General features: G+C 57.6%; 12 protein-coding genes and 2 pseudogenes. 9 read left to right on the top strand and 5 right to left on the bottom strand.

Annotated elements, in window-relative coordinates:
- Positions 1-5: 5 nt before the first annotated feature.
- A complete protein-coding gene (hyaB, locus tag EIEH_RS07580; protein WP_015872618.1) occupies positions 6-1799 on the bottom strand; it encodes a Ni/Fe-hydrogenase large subunit in 1794 nt (597 codons plus the stop codon).
- On the bottom strand, positions 1796-2917 hold the full coding sequence (hyaA, locus tag EIEH_RS07575; RefSeq protein WP_015872619.1) for a hydrogenase 1 small subunit: 1122 nt from the start codon (positions 2915-2917) through the stop codon (positions 1796-1798). The genes hyaB and hyaA overlap by 4 nt, the downstream gene beginning before the upstream one ends.
- Before the next feature lie 776 nt (positions 2918-3693).
- Between hyaA and speFL the strand changes: the two genes are divergently transcribed.
- The 5 genes from speFL to EIEH_RS07555 all read left to right on the top strand — a co-directional run bounded on the left by speFL (position 3694) and on the right by EIEH_RS07555 (position 10999).
- Entirely contained in the window at positions 3694-3798 is a 105-nt protein-coding gene (gene speFL / locus EIEH_RS18910) for a leader peptide SpeFL (RefSeq protein ID WP_107775221.1), read from the top strand.
- A 312-nt stretch (positions 3799-4110) separates the two neighbouring features.
- Entirely contained in the window at positions 4111-6273 is a 2163-nt protein-coding gene (speF, locus tag EIEH_RS07570; RefSeq protein ID WP_015872621.1) for an ornithine decarboxylase SpeF, read from the top strand.
- 100 nt (positions 6274-6373) lie between these two features.
- Positions 6374-7705, top strand: coding sequence for a putrescine-ornithine antiporter (potE, locus tag EIEH_RS07565; protein WP_035609163.1), 1332 nt, complete (start codon positions 6374-6376; stop codon positions 7703-7705).
- Between the two features lie 15 nt (positions 7706-7720).
- Positions 7721-9856: a lysine decarboxylase CadA gene (locus EIEH_RS07560; RefSeq protein WP_015872623.1), complete on the top strand. Its 2136-nt coding sequence runs from the start codon at positions 7721-7723 to the stop codon at positions 9854-9856.
- A gap of 501 nt (positions 9857-10357) precedes the next feature.
- Positions 10358-10999 carry an RpiB/LacA/LacB family sugar-phosphate isomerase gene (locus EIEH_RS07555; protein WP_015872624.1) on the top strand — a complete coding sequence of 214 codons (642 nt, stop codon included), beginning with the start codon at positions 10358-10360 and terminating at the stop codon, positions 10997-10999.
- Positions 11000-11198: 199 nt separating this feature from the next.
- Here the strand turns inward: EIEH_RS07555 and EIEH_RS17555 are convergent.
- Positions 11199-11438, bottom strand: a pseudogene (locus EIEH_RS17555) (oxalate/formate antiport family MFS transporter); the annotation flags it as partial.
- Positions 11439-11683: 245 nt separating this feature from the next.
- Here EIEH_RS17555 and EIEH_RS07545 point away from each other — a divergent pair.
- The 4 genes and pseudogenes from EIEH_RS07545 to EIEH_RS19675 all read left to right on the top strand — a co-directional run bounded on the left by EIEH_RS07545 (position 11684) and on the right by EIEH_RS19675 (position 14029).
- A complete protein-coding gene (locus EIEH_RS07545) occupies positions 11684-12256 on the top strand; it encodes a recombinase family protein (protein WP_015872627.1) in 573 nt (190 codons plus the stop codon).
- Positions 12257-12295: 39 nt separating this feature from the next.
- Positions 12296-12985: a hypothetical protein gene (locus tag EIEH_RS07540; protein ID WP_015872628.1), complete on the top strand. Its 690-nt coding sequence runs from the start codon at positions 12296-12298 to the stop codon at positions 12983-12985.
- 235 nt (positions 12986-13220) lie between these two features.
- A complete protein-coding gene (locus EIEH_RS07530; RefSeq protein ID WP_035609157.1) occupies positions 13221-13700 on the top strand; it encodes an Hcp family type VI secretion system effector in 480 nt (159 codons plus the stop codon).
- Positions 13701-13756: 56 nt separating this feature from the next.
- Positions 13757-14029, top strand: a pseudogene (locus EIEH_RS19675) (arylsulfatase regulator).
- A 183-nt stretch (positions 14030-14212) separates the two neighbouring features.
- Here the strand turns inward: EIEH_RS19675 and melA are convergent.
- Positions 14213-15592, bottom strand: a complete 1380-nt coding sequence (melA, locus tag EIEH_RS07520) for an alpha-glucosidase/alpha-galactosidase (protein ID WP_015872632.1) — start codon at positions 15590-15592, stop codon at positions 14213-14215.
- Between the two features lie 40 nt (positions 15593-15632).
- On the bottom strand, positions 15633-16598 hold the full coding sequence (locus tag EIEH_RS07515) for an ABC transporter permease (protein WP_015872633.1): 966 nt from the start codon (positions 16596-16598) through the stop codon (positions 15633-15635).

Below are 16598 nucleotides of genomic sequence, written 5' to 3'. Positions count from 1 at the left end.
AGTGCTTAGCGTACCTGGACGGAGATCAATTCGCTGCCGTCATCGCCGAGCACGTGGGTTGAACAGGCCAGGCAGGGGTCGAAACTGTGCAGGGTGCGCAGGATCTCCAGCGGCTGATCGGGGATCGCCATCTGGGTCCCCATCAGCGCCGCCTCATAGGCCCCGATCTGTCCCTTGGGATCGCGCGGACTGGCGTTCCAAGTGGTCGGTACCACGCACTGATAGAGATCGATCTTCTGATCGCGGATCGATGCCCAGTGGCCCAGCGCACCGCGCGGCGCCTCGGTAAAGCCGATACCGCGGCAGTGCTGCGGCCAGGTGGCCGGTTCCCACTTCTCGGTATTGGCCGTCGCCAGATTGCCGTTCTTCAGGTTGGTCATCAGCTTGTCGAAGAAGTACTGCAGCTTACCGGCGGCCCACTGCGCCTCGTGGGCGCGGCACAGAATACGGCCCAGGGTAGACTGAATGCCAGAGAGCGGCAGCTTGAGCGATGACATCATGCGATCCACCGACTCGATGGTCGCCGCATCGCCCTTGTGATAGGCGATCAGGGTACGGGCCAGCGGGCCGACCTCCATCGGATGACCGCGCCAGCGCGGCGCCTTGATCCAGGAGTACTGCGCCTGCTCGTCCAGCTGCTGGATATCGGTGGCGCTGCCCTTCACGTTGCCCGGGTTGTACCAAGGGTCGGTGATGCCATCGAACGGATGACGCCCCTGCTGCCCGTTGGGGTAGCGATACCAGGAGTGGTCGACGAACTCCTGCACCTGCTGCGGATCGGCCAGATCCACCGGCAGCACGTTGGCGAAGTCACCGTTGATCACCGCACCGCCCGGCATCAGCAGACTCTTCTGGCTGAAGTCGTTGGCGATGTCCGGGAAGGCGCCATAGCTCAGCACGCACTTGTCGGACAGACCGGTGCCGATCTGGCTCCACGGCTTGTTAAACAGGCCGATGGCCAGCGCATCGGGGATCATCACGTTGTTGATAAAGTCGGCGGTGCGGGTAATGATCGACTGCACCAGGTTGAGACGCTCCATGTTGACCGCGCCGACCGCGCCGCTCTGATCGATGTTGATGGCACAGGGCATGCCGCCGACGATCCAGTTCGGGTGCGGGTTCTTACCGCCGAACACCGTATGGATCTTGACGATCTCCCGCTGGAAGTCGAGGGCCTCCAGATAGTGGGCAAAGCCCATCAGATTGGCCTCCGGCGACAGCTTGTACTGCGGGTGCCCCCAGTAGCCGTTGCGGAAGATCCCCAGCTGGCCGCCCTCCACGAACTTTTTCAGGCGGTTTTGCACGTCAAAGAAGTAGCCAGGCGACGACATCGGCCAGGAGGAGAGACTCTGCGCCAGCTGCGAGGTGGCGCGCGGATCGGCCTTCAGGGCATCCAGCACGTCGATCCAGTCCATCCCCGCCAGCTGATAAAAGTGCACCAGATGGTCGTGGCACCACAGGGTGGCCAACATGATGTTACGGATGATATTGGCGTTGTCCGGCACCTTGATGCCGATGGCATCCTCGATGGCGTACACCGAGGCCAGGGCGTGCACCCCGGTGCATACCCCACAGATACGCTCCACGAACGCCCAGGCGTCGCGCGGGTCACGCCCCTGCAGAATGATCTCCAGTCCGCGGAACATGGTGCCGCAGGAGACGGCGTTGGTAATGATGTTCTGGTCGTTGATGTTCACTTCGCAGCGCATGTGACCTTCAATGCGCGTAATCGGGTCCACCACCAGGCGACGGCCGGCATCGCTTAAGGTATATCCTTGGGTTTGATACTGGTAACTCATGCCTGTTTATCCTCATTGCCCGGCTGTTGTTGTTCTGCCTGTGTCAGCTGCTGGTTGTGGCGTTTGCGCTGATTGACAGCGCTGGCCACCGCATGTACCCCGACCCCCGCGGCAACCACGCCCAGCGCCGTCAGGCCGACGGTATCGGCGGTGGAGTGGGTCCCCATCTGCGGAATATCGACCACCCGGCTGTAGAACGAGCCGCGATCCCAGAAGCCATTCTCTGAGCAGCCCAGACAGCCGTGGCCGGACTGGATCGGGAAAGAGACGCCGTCGTTCCAGCGGGTGGAAGAGCAGGCGTTATAGGTGGTTGGCCCCTTACAGCCCATCTTGTACAGGCAGTACCCCTTACGGGCGGCATCGTCATCCCAGCTCTGGACGAACTCACCGGCGTCGAAGTGGGCGCGGCGGTAACACTTGTCGTGGATACGCTGACCGTAGAACATCAGCGGACGCCCCATGCGGTCAACGTCCGGCAGACGGTCAAAGGTCACCATATAGGTAATGATGGCGCTCATCACGTCCGGGATCGGCGGACAGCCGGGCACCTTGATGATCGGCTTGTCGGTGATCACCTTGTCGATGGGGGTGGCCTGGGTCGGATTGGGACGGGCGGCCTGCACGCAGCCCCAGGAGGCACAGGTCCCCCAGGCGATGATGGCGCTGGCACCGGCGGCGGCTTTTTTCAATTTTTCAATAAACGGACGACCGCTGCTGATACAGAACATCCCCTGCTCACCCAGCGGCGGATTCCCCTCCACCGCCAGAATGTACTTGCCGTGGTAGCGGGTGATGATGTCCTCAAATACCGCCTCGGCCTGCGTTCCGGCGGCCGCCATCAGGGTATCGTCATAATCGAGGGAGATGAGCGAGAGGATCACATCCTTGGCCAGCGGGTGTGAGGAGCGGATAAAGGATTCGGTACAGCAGGTACACTCCAGGCCGTGGATCCAGACGACCGGAATACGCGGTTTATTCTCCAGCGCCCAGGCTATCTTTGGCGCCATCCCGGCACCCAGCCCCAGCGACGTGGCAGCCAGACTGCAATACTTGAGAAAACTCCGCCGGGTCACGCCCTGACGGCGCATGGCTTGGTAAAAGGTATCCTCGTTATTCATAACGCACGTCTCTTCTCCTTGCAGCACCGGCGGGTGTGCCGGGCGCGTTTGATCGGCCAGCGACGTCCCCCCAGCGAGGCAAGCCATCGGATCGCGTGCGACGCGAACGCGAAAATAACGATCGCCCTTCCCTCTACAGTAGCGTACGCCGTCAGATAATATTGTGAAAAAAGTGTAGCCAGTTTTTCCCGAAAAACAATATAAAACCTATTGATATGTCTTTTTACGATATTTCCTGAACCCTTTATCTCTCTTTTTGACGGCGCTTTTTCCCTCTGGCAACAAACAGTTCTCCGCCATCAATAGCGTCAGACGCCGCCGGGGGTTCTCTTTACGTTCCCCCCGATAGCGCATTCGATGTGCATAATCCTTCACCGCATGTAAATGACGCACGGCGATAATATCAATAAATAAATGTCACTAATGATAATAATTAATTTATGGAATAGACGCTGGTGAGTAACAAAGACTGGCGCAAGACAAAATCATTTAATTTACTCATATCTCTTACACCTCAACCAGCCAAATTAACGCAACCGGTAACGTCTATACAATGACGCGCCAGTAAGCAGCGCGATAAAAAATCACTGGAGGATTAATTTTACTAATAGTGATAAATATCACAGTATCCAGACGCCACAAACTTACACTAAATCTGTTTTTAAATAGGGATATGTCAGGCACACATTGCCAAACATAGACCGATAAGGAGTTCGGCAATTCACACTGTGGTGAACTCAGTTTGATATATTTCCTGATAGCAAGAGAGTTGAAGAATGGAAAACAATAATAAAAACTGGCCGCACATTCGACGTGTGACCCATATTATGATGGTGGCTCACCGCAGCTGCTTCGATTTCCACAAGTTCAACGCTCAATAACTCTCCCTCCCGATATCCGTCCCGCACGGATCGTCACACAGTTAACCCAGCCATACCTGTAATCTACACCGGACCATATTTGGTCGGCGTTTGGCAGGGTGCTGCGTTATCGCTGACAATCCGTAACCGACCCATATCGCGACGATGGCTCAGGCCATCAGGCAGCCGTATACCCATTTGACAGTAGTGTCGTTAAGACATATTACTGCAGCTCTGCTGCTGCCATAAAAAATACTTACCAGAGAATTCAATTTGATTAAATTAAATTCCGTGGGATAGGTTTGTCTTAAATAATGCAATGAGACCAACAAAATGGAAACATTAAAAATAGCGATCAGCGACAGCGTGATGCAGTGTATTAATACCCAGCGTAACCTTGTCGCTCCCGGAAACAGCGATCTTACCGACGTTGCCGCCGTGGTGCTGTCGGTACAGGATGCGCTGGGCGGCGTGCTGGATAAGGTCGAGCAGAGCGCCTTTGGCCTGCCTGTCTTTGTCGCCGAGGCGGGCGACCAGTCTCTGCCGGCCGAGTATCTGCCGCGCCTGACCGGCGTCTTTACCTGCGGCGACGGCAATCAGGATTTTTATGGAAAACAGCTGGAAAGTGCGGCACAGAAATATGAGGCCGAGCTGCTGCCGCCGTTTTTCGGCAGCCTGCAGACCTACATCCGGCAGGGCAACGCCGCCTTTGACTGCCCGGGGCATCAGGGTGGCCAGTTCTTCCGCCGCCACCCCACAGGCCGTCAGTTCTTCGACTACTTTGGCGAGGCCCTGTTCCGCGCCGATCTGTGCAACGCCGACGTCTCCATGGGTGACCTGCTGATCCACGAAGGCGCCCCCTGCGCCGCCCAGCAGCACGCGGCCAAGGTGTTCAACGCCGACAAGACCTACTTTGTGCTCAACGGCACCTCCTCTTCCAATAAAGTGGTGCTCAACGCACTGCTGGCGCCCGGTGATCTGGTCCTCTTCGACCGTAATAACCATAAATCCAACCACCACGGCGCATTGATTCAGGCCGGTGCTACGCCGGTCTACCTGGAAACCGCGCGTAACCCGTTCGGTTTCATCGGGGGCATCGACGCACACTGCTTTGAAGAGAAATACCTGCGTGACCTGGTGCGTGAGATCGCCCCGGCGCGCACCGGGGAACAACGGCCGTTCCGCCTGGCGGTTATCCAGCTCGGCACCTATGACGGCACCATCTACAACGCCCGCCAGGTGGTGGATAAGATAGGTCACCTGTGTGACTACATCCTGTTCGACTCCGCCTGGGTTGGCTATGAGCAGTTCATCCCGATGATGAAAGAGTGCTCGCCGCTGCTGCTGGAGCTGAACGAGAACGATCCGGGGATCCTGGTGACCCAGTCGGTGCACAAACAGCAGGCCGGCTTCTCACAGACCTCGCAGATCCACAAAAAGGATCGTCATATCAAGGGGCAGGCGCGCTATGTTAACCACAAGCGCCTGAACAACGCCTTTATGATGCATGCCTCCACCAGCCCGTTCTACCCGCTGTTCGCCGCCCTGGACGTCAATGCCCGCATGCACGCCGGCGACAGCGGCAAGCGCATGTGGATGGAGTGCGTCCGGGTGGGCATTGAAACCCGCAAGCTGCTGCTGCAGACCTGCCAGCACATCCGCCCCTTCGTCCCGGAGACCGTGGACGGCCGCCCATGGGGTGCCTGCGACACCGAAGAGATGGCCAACGACCTGCGCTTCTTTAACTTTATCCCCGGTGAGCGCTGGCACGCCTTTGAGGGCTATGCCGAGCACCAGTACTTTGTCGACCCGTGCAAGCTGATGCTGACCACCCCGGGTATCGATGCCAAGAGCGGCGAATACCAGGCCTTTGGGGTGCCCGCGACCATTCTGGCCAACTTCCTGCGCGAAAACGGCATCGTGCCGGAGAAATGCGACCTGAACTCGATCCTGTTCCTGCTTACCCCGGCGGAGGACATGGCCAAGATGCAGCATCTGGTGGCCCAGATCGCCCGCTTCGAGCGTCTGCTGGAGCAGGACGCCCCGCTGGCTGAGGTGCTGCCGTCCCTCTACCGCGCCAACGAGGCACGCTACCGCGGCTACACCCTGCGTCAGCTGTGCCAGGAGATGCACGACCTGTACGTCAGCCACGACGTGAAGCAGCTGCAGAAGGAGATGTTCCGCAAGGCGCACTTCCCGCGGGTGGCGATGAATCCGCAGCAGGCCAACATCGCGTTCGTACGCGGCAACGTCGAGCTGGTCTCCCTGGCGCAGGCCGAAGGCCGCATCGCGGCGGAGGGCGCACTGCCGTACCCACCGGGGGTGCTGTGCGTGGTACCGGGGGAGGTCTGGGGCGGCTCGGTGCAGCGCTACTTCCTGGCGCTGGAAGAGGGCATCAACCTGCTGCCGGGCTTCGCGCCGGAGCTGCAGGGGGTCTACATCCAACAGGATGAGGATGGCCGCAAGCGCGCCTATGGCTACATGATCAAGCAGTAACAGCCTTTATATCGACATTACCAATAAAACAAGGTTGGCGGGGGGCCGCGGCTCCTGGGTTGCTCCTGCCCGGATCCCCGCATTTTGAGAGAGAGAAACTATGAGTACGTCTAGTGGCAATAAGATGGGCGTCGTGCAGTTAACCATACTGACGGCGGTGAACATGATGGGGTCCGGCATCATTATGCTGCCGACCAAGCTGGCCTCCGTGGGGACCATGTCGATACTCTCCTGGCTGGTCACCGCCTTCGGCAGCCTGTGTCTGGCCTACGGTTTTTCCAAGTGCGGGATGTTCAGCCGCAAGTCCGGCGGGATGGGCGGCTACGCGGAGTACGCCTTCGGCAAGTCCGGTAACTTTATGGCCAACTTCACCTACGCCATCAGCCTGGTGATCGCCAATATCGCCATCGCCATCTCCGCCGTCGGCTACGGCGCCGTGCTGTTCGACTGGCACCCATCGCCGATCATGACCTGTATCGCCACCATCGCCGTCATCTGGCTCACCACCGTAGCCAATTTTGGCGGGGCACGCATCACCGGCAGCATCGGCTCCATCACCGTCTGGGGAGTGATCATTCCGGTGGTCGGCATCTCCATTCTCGGCTGGTTCTGGTTTAGCCCGAATATGTACATCCAGGCCTGGAACCCGCATCATCTCTCCTTCTCATCCGGTCTGGGCGCCTCCATCGCCATGACCCTGTGGGCCTTCCTGGGGCTGGAGTCTGCCTGCGCCAACTCCGATGCCGTGGAAAACCCGGAAAAAAATATCCCGGTCGCCGTCTTCGGCGGCACCCTGATCTGCGCCATCGTGTATATCCTGTCCACCAACGTGATGGCCGGCTTTGTGCCCAACATGGATCTGGCCAATTCGACCGCGCCGTTCGGCCTGGCCTTCTCCTATATGTTCGACCCAACGGTCGGTAAGATCATCATGGCCCTGATGGTCGTCGCCTGTATCGGCTCCCTGCTGGGCTGGCAATTCACCGTAGCCCAGGTGTTTAAGTCCTCTTCCGATATCGGCTACTTCCCGCAGATCTTCGCCAAGGTCACCGCCAAGGATGCACCGATCGCCGGGATGATCATTCTGGGGATAGCGCAAACCATCCTGTCGCTGATGACCATCAGCCCATCGCTGAACAATCAGTTCAACTCCCTGGTTAACCTGGCGGTGGTCACCAACCTGATCCCCTACATCCTCTCCATGGCAGCGCTGATCCCGATGCACCGCCTGTACAAGATGGCCAACAAGACCCATGTGGTAATCCTACTCACCGCCATCATCGGTACTGTTTACAGCTTCTACGCCCTCTACTCATCCGGCTCAGAGGCCATGCTGATGGGGTCACTGGTGACCTTTGCCGGCTGGAGTTGCTATGGCCTGTTCGTGCGGGACAACAACACCTGCCCGAAAGACAAAATTCAACATGTTTAACCCGGAGAACGTGAAATGAAAGACATTCTGTTCCTGTGTAACCCCTCGCCGACCTTCAAGCGCATCCCGCTGGAGGAGCTGTACGCCCAGCTGCGCAATCGGGGTTTTAACATCATCGAAAGCACCTCGGTAGACGATCTGCTGGATCTGGTACGCAATAACGCCCAGCTGGCCGGGGTGGTCTTCGACTGGGACACCTACAGTCTGGATCTGTGCCAGCACATCACGGCGCTGAACGAGATGCTGCCGCTGTATGCCTTCACCAACACCCACTCCACGCTGGATGTCAGCCTGGGCGACCTGCGCATGAATATTCAGTTCTTTGAGTATACGCTGGGCGGCGCTGCCGACATCGCCGACAAGATCCGCCAGGGAACCGATGGCTATATCGATGCCATTATGCCGCCGCTGACCAAGGCGCTGTTCAACTATGTCAAAGAGGGGAAATACACCTTCTGTACCCCGGGCCACATGGGCGGTACCGCATTCCAGAAAAGCCCGGTTGGCAGCCTGTTCTATGACTTCTTTGGCGCCAACACCATGAAGTCCGACATCTCCATTTCCGTCTCCGAGCTGGGCTCCCTGCTGGACCACTCAGGCCCGCACAAAGAGGCGGAAGAGTATATCGCCCGTACCTTCAACGCCGATCGCAGCTACATGGTGACCAACGGCACCTCCACCGCCAACAAGATCGTCGGCATGTACTCCGCCCCGGCCGGCAGCACCATCCTGATCGACCGCAACTGTCACAAGTCGCTCACCCACCTGATGATGATGAGCGACGTTATCCCGATCTACCTGCGGCCGACCCGCAACGCCTACGGTATTCTGGGCGGCATTCCGCAGAGCGAGTTCACCCACGACACCATCGCCAAACGGGTGAAGGATACCCCAAACGCCACCTGGCCGGTACACGCCGTGGTGACCAACTCCACCTATGACGGCCTGTTCTACAACGCGGAGTACATCAAGAAAACCCTGGATGTAAAATCCATCCACTTTGACTCCGCCTGGGTGCCCTACACCAACTTCAGCCCGATCTATAAAGGCCTGTGTGGCATGAGCGGTGGTCGTGTAGAAGGCAAGGTTATCTACGAAACCCAGTCCACCCACAAACTGCTGGCGGCCTTCTCGCAGGCGTCCATGATCCACGTGAAAGGCGACTTCAACCAGGAAACCTTCAACGAAGCCTACATGATGCACACCTCCACCTCACCGCACTACGGCATCGTGGCCTCCATCGAAACCGCGGCGGCGATGATGAAGGGCCACGCCGGTAAACGCCTGATCGATGACTCTATCGCGCGGGCCATCCGCTTCCGTAAGGAGATCAAGCGCCTGCGCAGCGAATCCGACAGCTGGTTCTTCGACGTCTGGCAGCCGGATAATATTGACCAGGTCGCCTGCTGGAAACTGGATCCGCAAGCGTCCTGGCACGGCTTCAAGGGCATCGATGACAACCACATGTACCTCGACCCGGTCAAGGTCACCCTGCTGACCCCGGGGATGAAGGAAGATGGCACCATGGCAGACACCGGTATCCCGGCCTCCATCGTGGCCAAATACCTGGATGAGCATGGCATCATCGTTGAGAAGACCGGTCCGTACAACCTGCTGTTCCTGTTCAGCATCGGTATCGACAAGACCAAGGCCATGAGTCTGCTGCGTGGTCTGACTGACTTCAAACGTGCCTATGACCTGAACCTGCGCGTTAAGAACATGCTGCCCTCACTGTACCGTGAAGATCCGGAGTTCTATGAAAACATGCGTATCCAGGAACTGGCCCAGGGCATCCACGCGCTGATCCAGCATCACAACCTGCCGGATCTGATGTACCGTGCCTTCGAAGTTCTGCCGACCATGGTGATGAACCCGCACAACGCCTTCCAACAGGAGCTGCGCGGCCAGGCCGAAGAGGTCTACCTCGACGAGATGATCGGCAAGGTCAACGCCAACATGATCCTGCCGTACCCGCCGGGAGTTCCGCTGGTAATGCCGGGTGAAATGCTGACCGAAGAAAGCCGTCCGGTGCTGGAGTTTCTGCAGATGCTGTGCGAAATCGGCGCCCACTATCCGGGCTTCGAAACCGACATCCACGGCGCCTATCGTCAGGCCGACGGGCGCTATACGGTGAAAGTGCTCAGGCAGTAGCGTCTTTTGTGCGGGGCGCCACGGTGCCCCGCAGTAACCTTCTGCATTTTCCTGCCTGAAGACGGCTGCGCGTAGGAGGCGCCGCAGCGGCGCCGGGGGAAAGGGAGAGATTCCCCCTCACTATTTATCCACCCTTTCTGACGCGGCGTGCCGTCGCTGCGTCATCACGCCGTCTCCCGAACCGCGGCGCAGGCCTTGCCTGGCGCGGCTCATCTCTCCGGCGTGACATCGGCTGACAGGCCCTGATGCCGACGGACGGACACCGCTAAAGCCTCCTATGCCCTTTACGGTGGCCCCCGTCCGTCGGCACTTTTTTCCGCCCGAGATCCAGCTGCGCAATCGGTGCATCGCCATAAATAATAAAACATCATTTCAAATTAATTGAATTGGTAGACCGGCATCAGTAAACTAGCCAGAGATTCGCGGACGGATTCGCGCTGCGGGCCACGCCTGCGACGACAATTCCCGCCCTTCCCTTGGGTTACGATGTAAGGATATGTTGTGAAAATTGCACTCATGATGGAAAACAGCCAGGCCGCCAAGAATGCGGCGGTGCTGAACGAACTCAACGCCGTGGCACAGGACGGCGGGCACCGGGTCTATAACGTCGGCATGTGCGACGAGCAGGATCACCATCTGACCTATATTCACCTGGGGATCATGGCCAGCATCCTGCTCAATGCCCGCGCGGTTGACTTTGTGGTCACCGGCTGCGGCACCGGTCAGGGCGCCCTGCTCTCCCTTAACGCGCACCCCGGCGTCGTCTGCGGCTACTGCATCGATCCGGCCGACGCCTTCCTGTTCGCCCAGATCAATAACGGCAACGCCCTGTCGCTGCCGTTCGCCAAGGGCTTTGGTTGGGGCGCCGAGCTGAACCTGCGCTATATCTTTGAAAAGGCCTTCGCCGGCGAGCGCGGCCAGGGCTACCCGCAGGAGCGCCGCGAACCGCAGGTACGCAACGCGGCGATCCTCAACCGGGTAAAAGCGGCAGTGATCAAGGACAACTATCTGGATACCCTGAACGCTCTCGATCGCGATCTGGTCAAAACCGCCGTCAGCGGCGCGCGTTTCCAGCAGTGCCTGTTTGAACAGGGGCAGGATGCGGCGATTATCGACTTTGTTCGCAGCCTGCTGGCCGCGTAACCGGGCAACATCGTCAACCAACAGCGCAGCCGAAAGGCCGCGCTGTTGGCGCTCTCCGGCACGCAGAGGCAACGGCGATGCAGGCCACGGTCAGATAGAACAGGGATTCACCCAACGGAACGAACAGCAGCAGAGCCATCCCCGGCAGTGTGACAACCTACGCCGACGAAATGCCCCGGATATGGGACACGTTATCCGACAGCCCCCCAGCGCCACCTGTCCCCCATATTTTCGCCACGACGCACAGATACAGTATCACCAGGCTGTTGACATGGTCCGTCAGCAAAAAAAACCGCCCCAGCGCAATCCCGGCCCCCTGCGTCACCCGGCATACGCCGAAACGCTCCTGCAACTTGCCCGCCAACGATGAGGCCAGCGCCAGGCTGAGCAGGCCGAAGGTAAAGGCCACCTGACTGACCGGCTGATCCAGCCGCTGCGCATCATCGAAATCAGGGAGGCCATACAGCGCTTCCTGCTCAGCATTATTTAAAACAGCCAGTCGTTCACTTTTGCCTGTCACTTTGCCACGCGTTGTCATCCTGACCCGATTAATCATGTCCGTCAGAGGATCGCTCTGCGGACAGTAAAAAAGCATTGTGCGCTTCAGATAAAATCACTGCTGACCTTGTCTCATATAACTGGTACGGTATTGTTCTCTTTCATGATCCCCTAAACGTACACTTTATGACTGAAATACAGATTGGCTATGCCCGTTGCTCTACAGACAAGCAGGATTTGACTGCCCAGCAGGAAACCCTGGCGAAACTAGGTGTCTCCCCGGACCGGATTTATACCGATAAGGGACTGACCGGCTCAAACCGCCAGAGACCTGGTCTGGATCAGGCGCTGGCCGCTGTACGCAGCGGTGACACGCTGGTTGTTCCCAAGCTTGACCGCCTGGCGCGCTCTGTGGCTGATGCGCGTGAGATAGCAGATGCATTACAGGCCAGAGGCGTGAAGCTGGCACTGGGAACCCGCATTTACGATCCGACAGACCCGATGGGGAAAATGTTCTTCAATGTGCTGGCGACATTTGCTGAGTTTGAAGATGGCCTGATACGTCTGCGTACCCGCGAAGGTATGGCCATCGCCAGGGCAAAAGGGAAACTGCGGGGAAAACAGCCAAAATTGTCTGATAAACAGCAACAGGAGCTTTGCAGGATGCACGGAAGTGGTGAGTACTCTATCAGCGATCTGGCTGAATTATTCTCCGTCTCCCGCCCCACGGTCTATCGGACGCTTTCACGTGGAAAATAATGGAAAACTGGATTTAATGAGAATTAACATGGAGCGGTTATGTACAACAATGAAATCATCAGTTACTTACAGGCCAACAAAATTCTCGCATTAAAACTCGATCACGCATTAACAGGGGTAGGAAACGCTGTATCAAATCAGATCAAAACGATCGGCGCAGGTGCAACGCGCGCGCTGTATTATACATCCTGCTTTACTGATGAATATCAGGATGTATGCCAGAAACAAAAGTCTGAAGATATTCGATTTACTAAAGGCGTTGATCATATTATAAAGCATGAAAATATTGTATATGAAATTCTCAGAATATACTTTGAAGAGGTATTCCGGCACAAAACGTCCGATCAACTAGAGCACATCAAACAACTGTTAATGGCAGTAAATATCCATATTGCCGCAAGCTCACTCACAAACACGGGATTTGCTTTGGCAACAGCATCATTTGTCGCTGCAGGCATGAATCTAAGCCTTGAACTCAGTGCGTTGGCAGTGCGAAGAGCTGGACAGGTTGTAGGTGTTATCGGCATCTACGGCGTAGTCCAGAAAGCAGGAGATAGTGCGCATCATCTTCACATTACTTATCCAGCTTACTACTCAGCGTTATACGTTCAAGAGCTGGAAATGATGTACTTCCTGATAGAGCCATTGTTTGAGCGGGCCCAGGTGTTTAAAGCGCAATGGGTATCGGATGATGAGATTGCAAACACCATTACCAGGATGGTTCGATAATCATGATAAATCTTATTAAAAGGTTTTTCAGGCGGATATTCAGGTCATTAATATCGATGTACGGCCCCGCCTTATTGACACTTCTATTTGCAGTTGTCCTTTTTCGATTTTCTCCGGACAGTCCAATCTGGCTCATCCCTTTGTTTTTTGTTTTTATCATGGTTGTTTTATCAATATATGAAATTGTAAAGCTAAAACGTTAGCATTACTGTAAATTTAATTATAAGGAAATACTATGTCTACACCTGCACACTTATGGCTTGAAGATGAGAATGGCTCTCCGGTAGTCGGTAGCTGCATGATGCCACTCCGCCTGGGTTCTATCGAGTTAAAATCATTCTCTCACGGTGTCACTATCCCGGTTGACCCGAGCTGGGGAAAACTGACAGGGACGCGCGTTCATCGTCCTATCACGATAGTGAAGGAGTTTGATCAGACAACACCACTGCTGTATCGCGCTGTCTGCGAAGGCCGGACCATGAAGAAAGCGACAATCAAGATGTACCGTATTCTGGAATCGGGCATGGAGGCTGAGTACTTCAATATCATTCTGGAAAACGTTAAGTTCACGACTGTTGCGCCATACCTGGCGCCTAACGGCATGAGTAGCACTCACCTTGAAACGCTCGAATTGCGTTATGAGGCGATCACCTGGAAGTATACGGAAGGAAATATTATCTATCGTGATTTATGGAACGATCGCTGCTGTGCCTGACAACTAAGGGCGTCAGAGGAAGCAAATACCCCCTCTGACGCTAACGAGGAGAGAAAATAGTCGACTTAACCGCAGAACAGCGACAGCTGGCGAAAACAGTTCATGATTATGCCTGCCGGTTTCCTCTGACAGAAAATGGCGATGCTCAGTTATTGTAGGGCTGTTATGACGATATGGATGCAGTTAAGCAGGTAATCGACCGCGCATCAAAAATCCAGGTGGACTACATCTGCCAGCAATACCCTGGATATTTCCGCTTTGCACAATGGATGGAAAGGCTGGCACAAGGTATTGCAGATGGAGTCATTGACGTGCCGAAAGATCACTAAAACCTCGCGCCGGAAATTTCGGCGGTTTCAGCGTAGAACCCCATCACCGGCATCAACACCGCCCGCTCAAATACGGCCAGCAGCCGCATCACATCACTGATCACACCACCACCTTGGCAGGCAATACGGCCTCATGTAGCCGCAAGAGATCTCCGTAAGGGGGCGGAGTGCCCCCCTTACGCCTCAGGCTGACGCCTGTGCGGCGTCAAACTGCGGCAGCCACTGCCGCTGGGCGGCAAACAGCGCGTCGAACATCGACTGGATCTGATCCAGGGTACAGACGGCGGCGGTCAGCGGATCGAGAGAGAGCGCATAGCGCGCCGCGTCCAGATCGCCGGTCAGCGCCGCCTGCACCACCAGCTCCTGCACCGCGATATTGCTCTTACACAGGCTGGCGCACTGGGTCGGCAGACGCCCCATCGTCTGGGGGTGCAGCCCGTCACCGTCGACCCAAACCGGCACCTCCACCACGCACTCCGCCGGTAGATTCTCCACCAGCAGCCCCTGCGGCTGACGGTTGGCCATATTGCCGTTGATACGGATGCGCTCACCGCTGAGCTGTGCACTGATCAGCTTGGGCGCGTTGAGCATGTTCGGCGCGATAACGAAAGGACGCTCGCCGGCCAGCTGGGCATCGATCTCCGCCTGGCCGGCGGCATGCACCTGCTCCTCCAGCGCCAGCAGGTTCCAGCGCTGCGGCAGGAAGCGATCGATCATCTGCGGATTCTTGCGGAAGTAGGGCAGATAGTCGCTGCAGTGCCAGTGGTTCTCGGTACACCACAGGCCGAAGAAGCGCAGCACCTCGCAACGTACCCCGTCAGCCTGGCGGGTACGCGCGTCATCGGCCAGTGCCCGCACCCGCGGCAGCAGATCCTCACCATGGCGTGACAGCGCCGTAATCCAGGTCATGTGGTTGATCCCGGCAAACTCATACGCGATATCGGCCGGGACCTCGTGATACATCAGGCGCTGCCAGCGCTGCGGTGTGGAGGGGTGGTCAACCCACGGCCCCAGCCCCAGATAGCCGACCAGCTGCGCCACGGTATAGCGCACTCCATAGCACAGGCCGATGCTGCGCACGCCGCTGGCCTCTTTGGCCGCCCAGGTCAACGGCGCCAGCGGATTGGCATAGTTGATGAACAGCGCCTGCGGGCACAGATCCTCCATATCGCGCAGAATATCCAGCATCGGGGGAATATGGCGCAGGGCGCGGAAGATACCGCCGGGCCCCAGGGTGTCACCCACCTCCTGAATCACGCCGTAGCGCGCCGGAATCTCCATGTCCAGCCGCCAGGGTGCCAGCCCGCCCACCTGAATGGCGTTGATGACAAAGTCGGCGCCGCGCAGCGCGCTGCGTCTGTCGGTGGTGTGGCGTACCGTCACCGGCACCCCCGACTGTGCCACCATCATACCGATCAGGCGCTGGCTGCGCGCCAGCACCTGTTCATCCAGATCCATCAGGATGATTTCGCTGCCCGCCAGCACCGGGCTGGACAGCAGGGCGGAAATGATCTGACGCGAAAACATAATACTGCCCGCGCCGATCAGGGTGATCTTGCTCATTACATTGCCTTAATCAATACGCTGCGCCGACGGCGCAGCCTTAACGCCGTCGCGGGCGGCGCTGCAGCAGAGAGCCATGCACCACCAGCGCCGCCAGAATAATCACGCCGTACACCAGACGGGTCCAGAAGCCATCCAGACCGGCGCTGATGATCCCCGCCTCCAGCATACCAATAATGCAGGCGCCGAACAGGCTGCCCATCAGCGAACCGCGCCCGCCCAGCACCGAGGTGCCGCCGATAAACACCGAGGCAAACACCAGCAGCATATAGCCCTGCCCCTGATTGGGCCACCAGCTGCTCATCTCGACGCTGAGCAACACTCCGACCAGCGCGGAGAGAATGCCCATCACCATAAACAGCCAGAAGCGGGTCGCGCTGACCGGCACCCCCATCAGACGCGCCGACTCAGGGTTATCGCCGATAAAGTTGATCTGATCGCCAAAGCGGTGACGTGCCAGATACAACCACATCACCAGCGTAATCAGGAGTCCCCACAGGCTCTGCGTCGGCAGCCAGTCACCCAGTCGTCCCACCAGCAGGGTTGACAGCCCATCGTCGCGCAGCGTCGGCAGGCTGATCGCCAGTCCGTTGGCCAACACCGTCGACAGACCGCCCAGAAAGAACTGGGTGCCGATGGTGGCGATAATCGACGGAATATTGAGGCGTACCACCAGCAGGGCGTTCAGCAACCCGCACAGCATGCCGCTGACCACGGCGCCACCCAGCGCCAACAGGGCGGAGCCGGTATGCTGATACAGCCAGGCGAAGACAAAGCCCCCCAGCGCCACCACCGAGGGAAAACTCAGATCTATCTCGCGGGCGATGATAAGCAGTGTCATCCCCAGCGCCAGCAGCACCGTCAGCGGAATGGTGGAGAGCAGCGAGGTATAAATCCGCACGTGCAGAAAGGTCACCGGGCTGATGGCGGCAAACAGGCTCCACAGCAGCAGCAGGATAAATCCGGTCAGCAGCGGCGCCCGGTGACGGGTAAAAAACAGTTTCAT

This window comes from Edwardsiella ictaluri ATCC 33202 (assembly GCF_000264785.1).
GTDB classification, from domain to species: domain Bacteria; phylum Pseudomonadota; class Gammaproteobacteria; order Enterobacterales; family Enterobacteriaceae; genus Edwardsiella; species Edwardsiella ictaluri.
The sequence above is the reverse complement of the archived record's forward strand: the minus strand, read 5'-3'. Positions and strand labels throughout refer to the sequence as shown.

Excerpts from the sequence above, each read along its gene's own strand:
- hyaA (WP_015872619.1), bottom strand. The coding sequence starts at position 2,917 with ATGAATAACGAGGATACCTTTTACCAAGCCATGCGCCGTCAGGGCGTG.
- potE (WP_035609163.1), top strand. The coding sequence starts at position 6,374 with ATGAGTACGTCTAGTGGCAATAAGATGGGCGTCGTGCAGTTAACCATA.
- EIEH_RS07545 (WP_015872627.1), top strand. The coding sequence starts at position 11,684 with ATGACTGAAATACAGATTGGCTATGCCCGTTGCTCTACAGACAAGCAG.
- EIEH_RS07540 (WP_015872628.1), top strand. The coding sequence starts at position 12,296 with ATGTACAACAATGAAATCATCAGTTACTTACAGGCCAACAAAATTCTC.
- hyaB (WP_015872618.1), bottom strand. The coding sequence starts at position 1,799 with ATGAGTTACCAGTATCAAACCCAAGGATATACCTTAAGCGATGCCGGC.
- EIEH_RS07515 (WP_015872633.1), bottom strand. The coding sequence starts at position 16,598 with ATGAAACTGTTTTTTACCCGTCACCGGGCGCCGCTGCTGACCGGATTT.
- melA (WP_015872632.1), bottom strand. The coding sequence starts at position 15,592 with ATGAGCAAGATCACCCTGATCGGCGCGGGCAGTATTATGTTTTCGCGT.
- EIEH_RS07530 (WP_035609157.1), top strand. The coding sequence starts at position 13,221 with ATGTCTACACCTGCACACTTATGGCTTGAAGATGAGAATGGCTCTCCG.
- EIEH_RS07560 (WP_015872623.1), top strand. The coding sequence starts at position 7,721 with ATGAAAGACATTCTGTTCCTGTGTAACCCCTCGCCGACCTTCAAGCGC.
- speFL (WP_107775221.1), top strand. The coding sequence starts at position 3,694 with ATGGAAAACAATAATAAAAACTGGCCGCACATTCGACGTGTGACCCAT.
- speF (WP_015872621.1), top strand. The coding sequence starts at position 4,111 with ATGGAAACATTAAAAATAGCGATCAGCGACAGCGTGATGCAGTGTATT.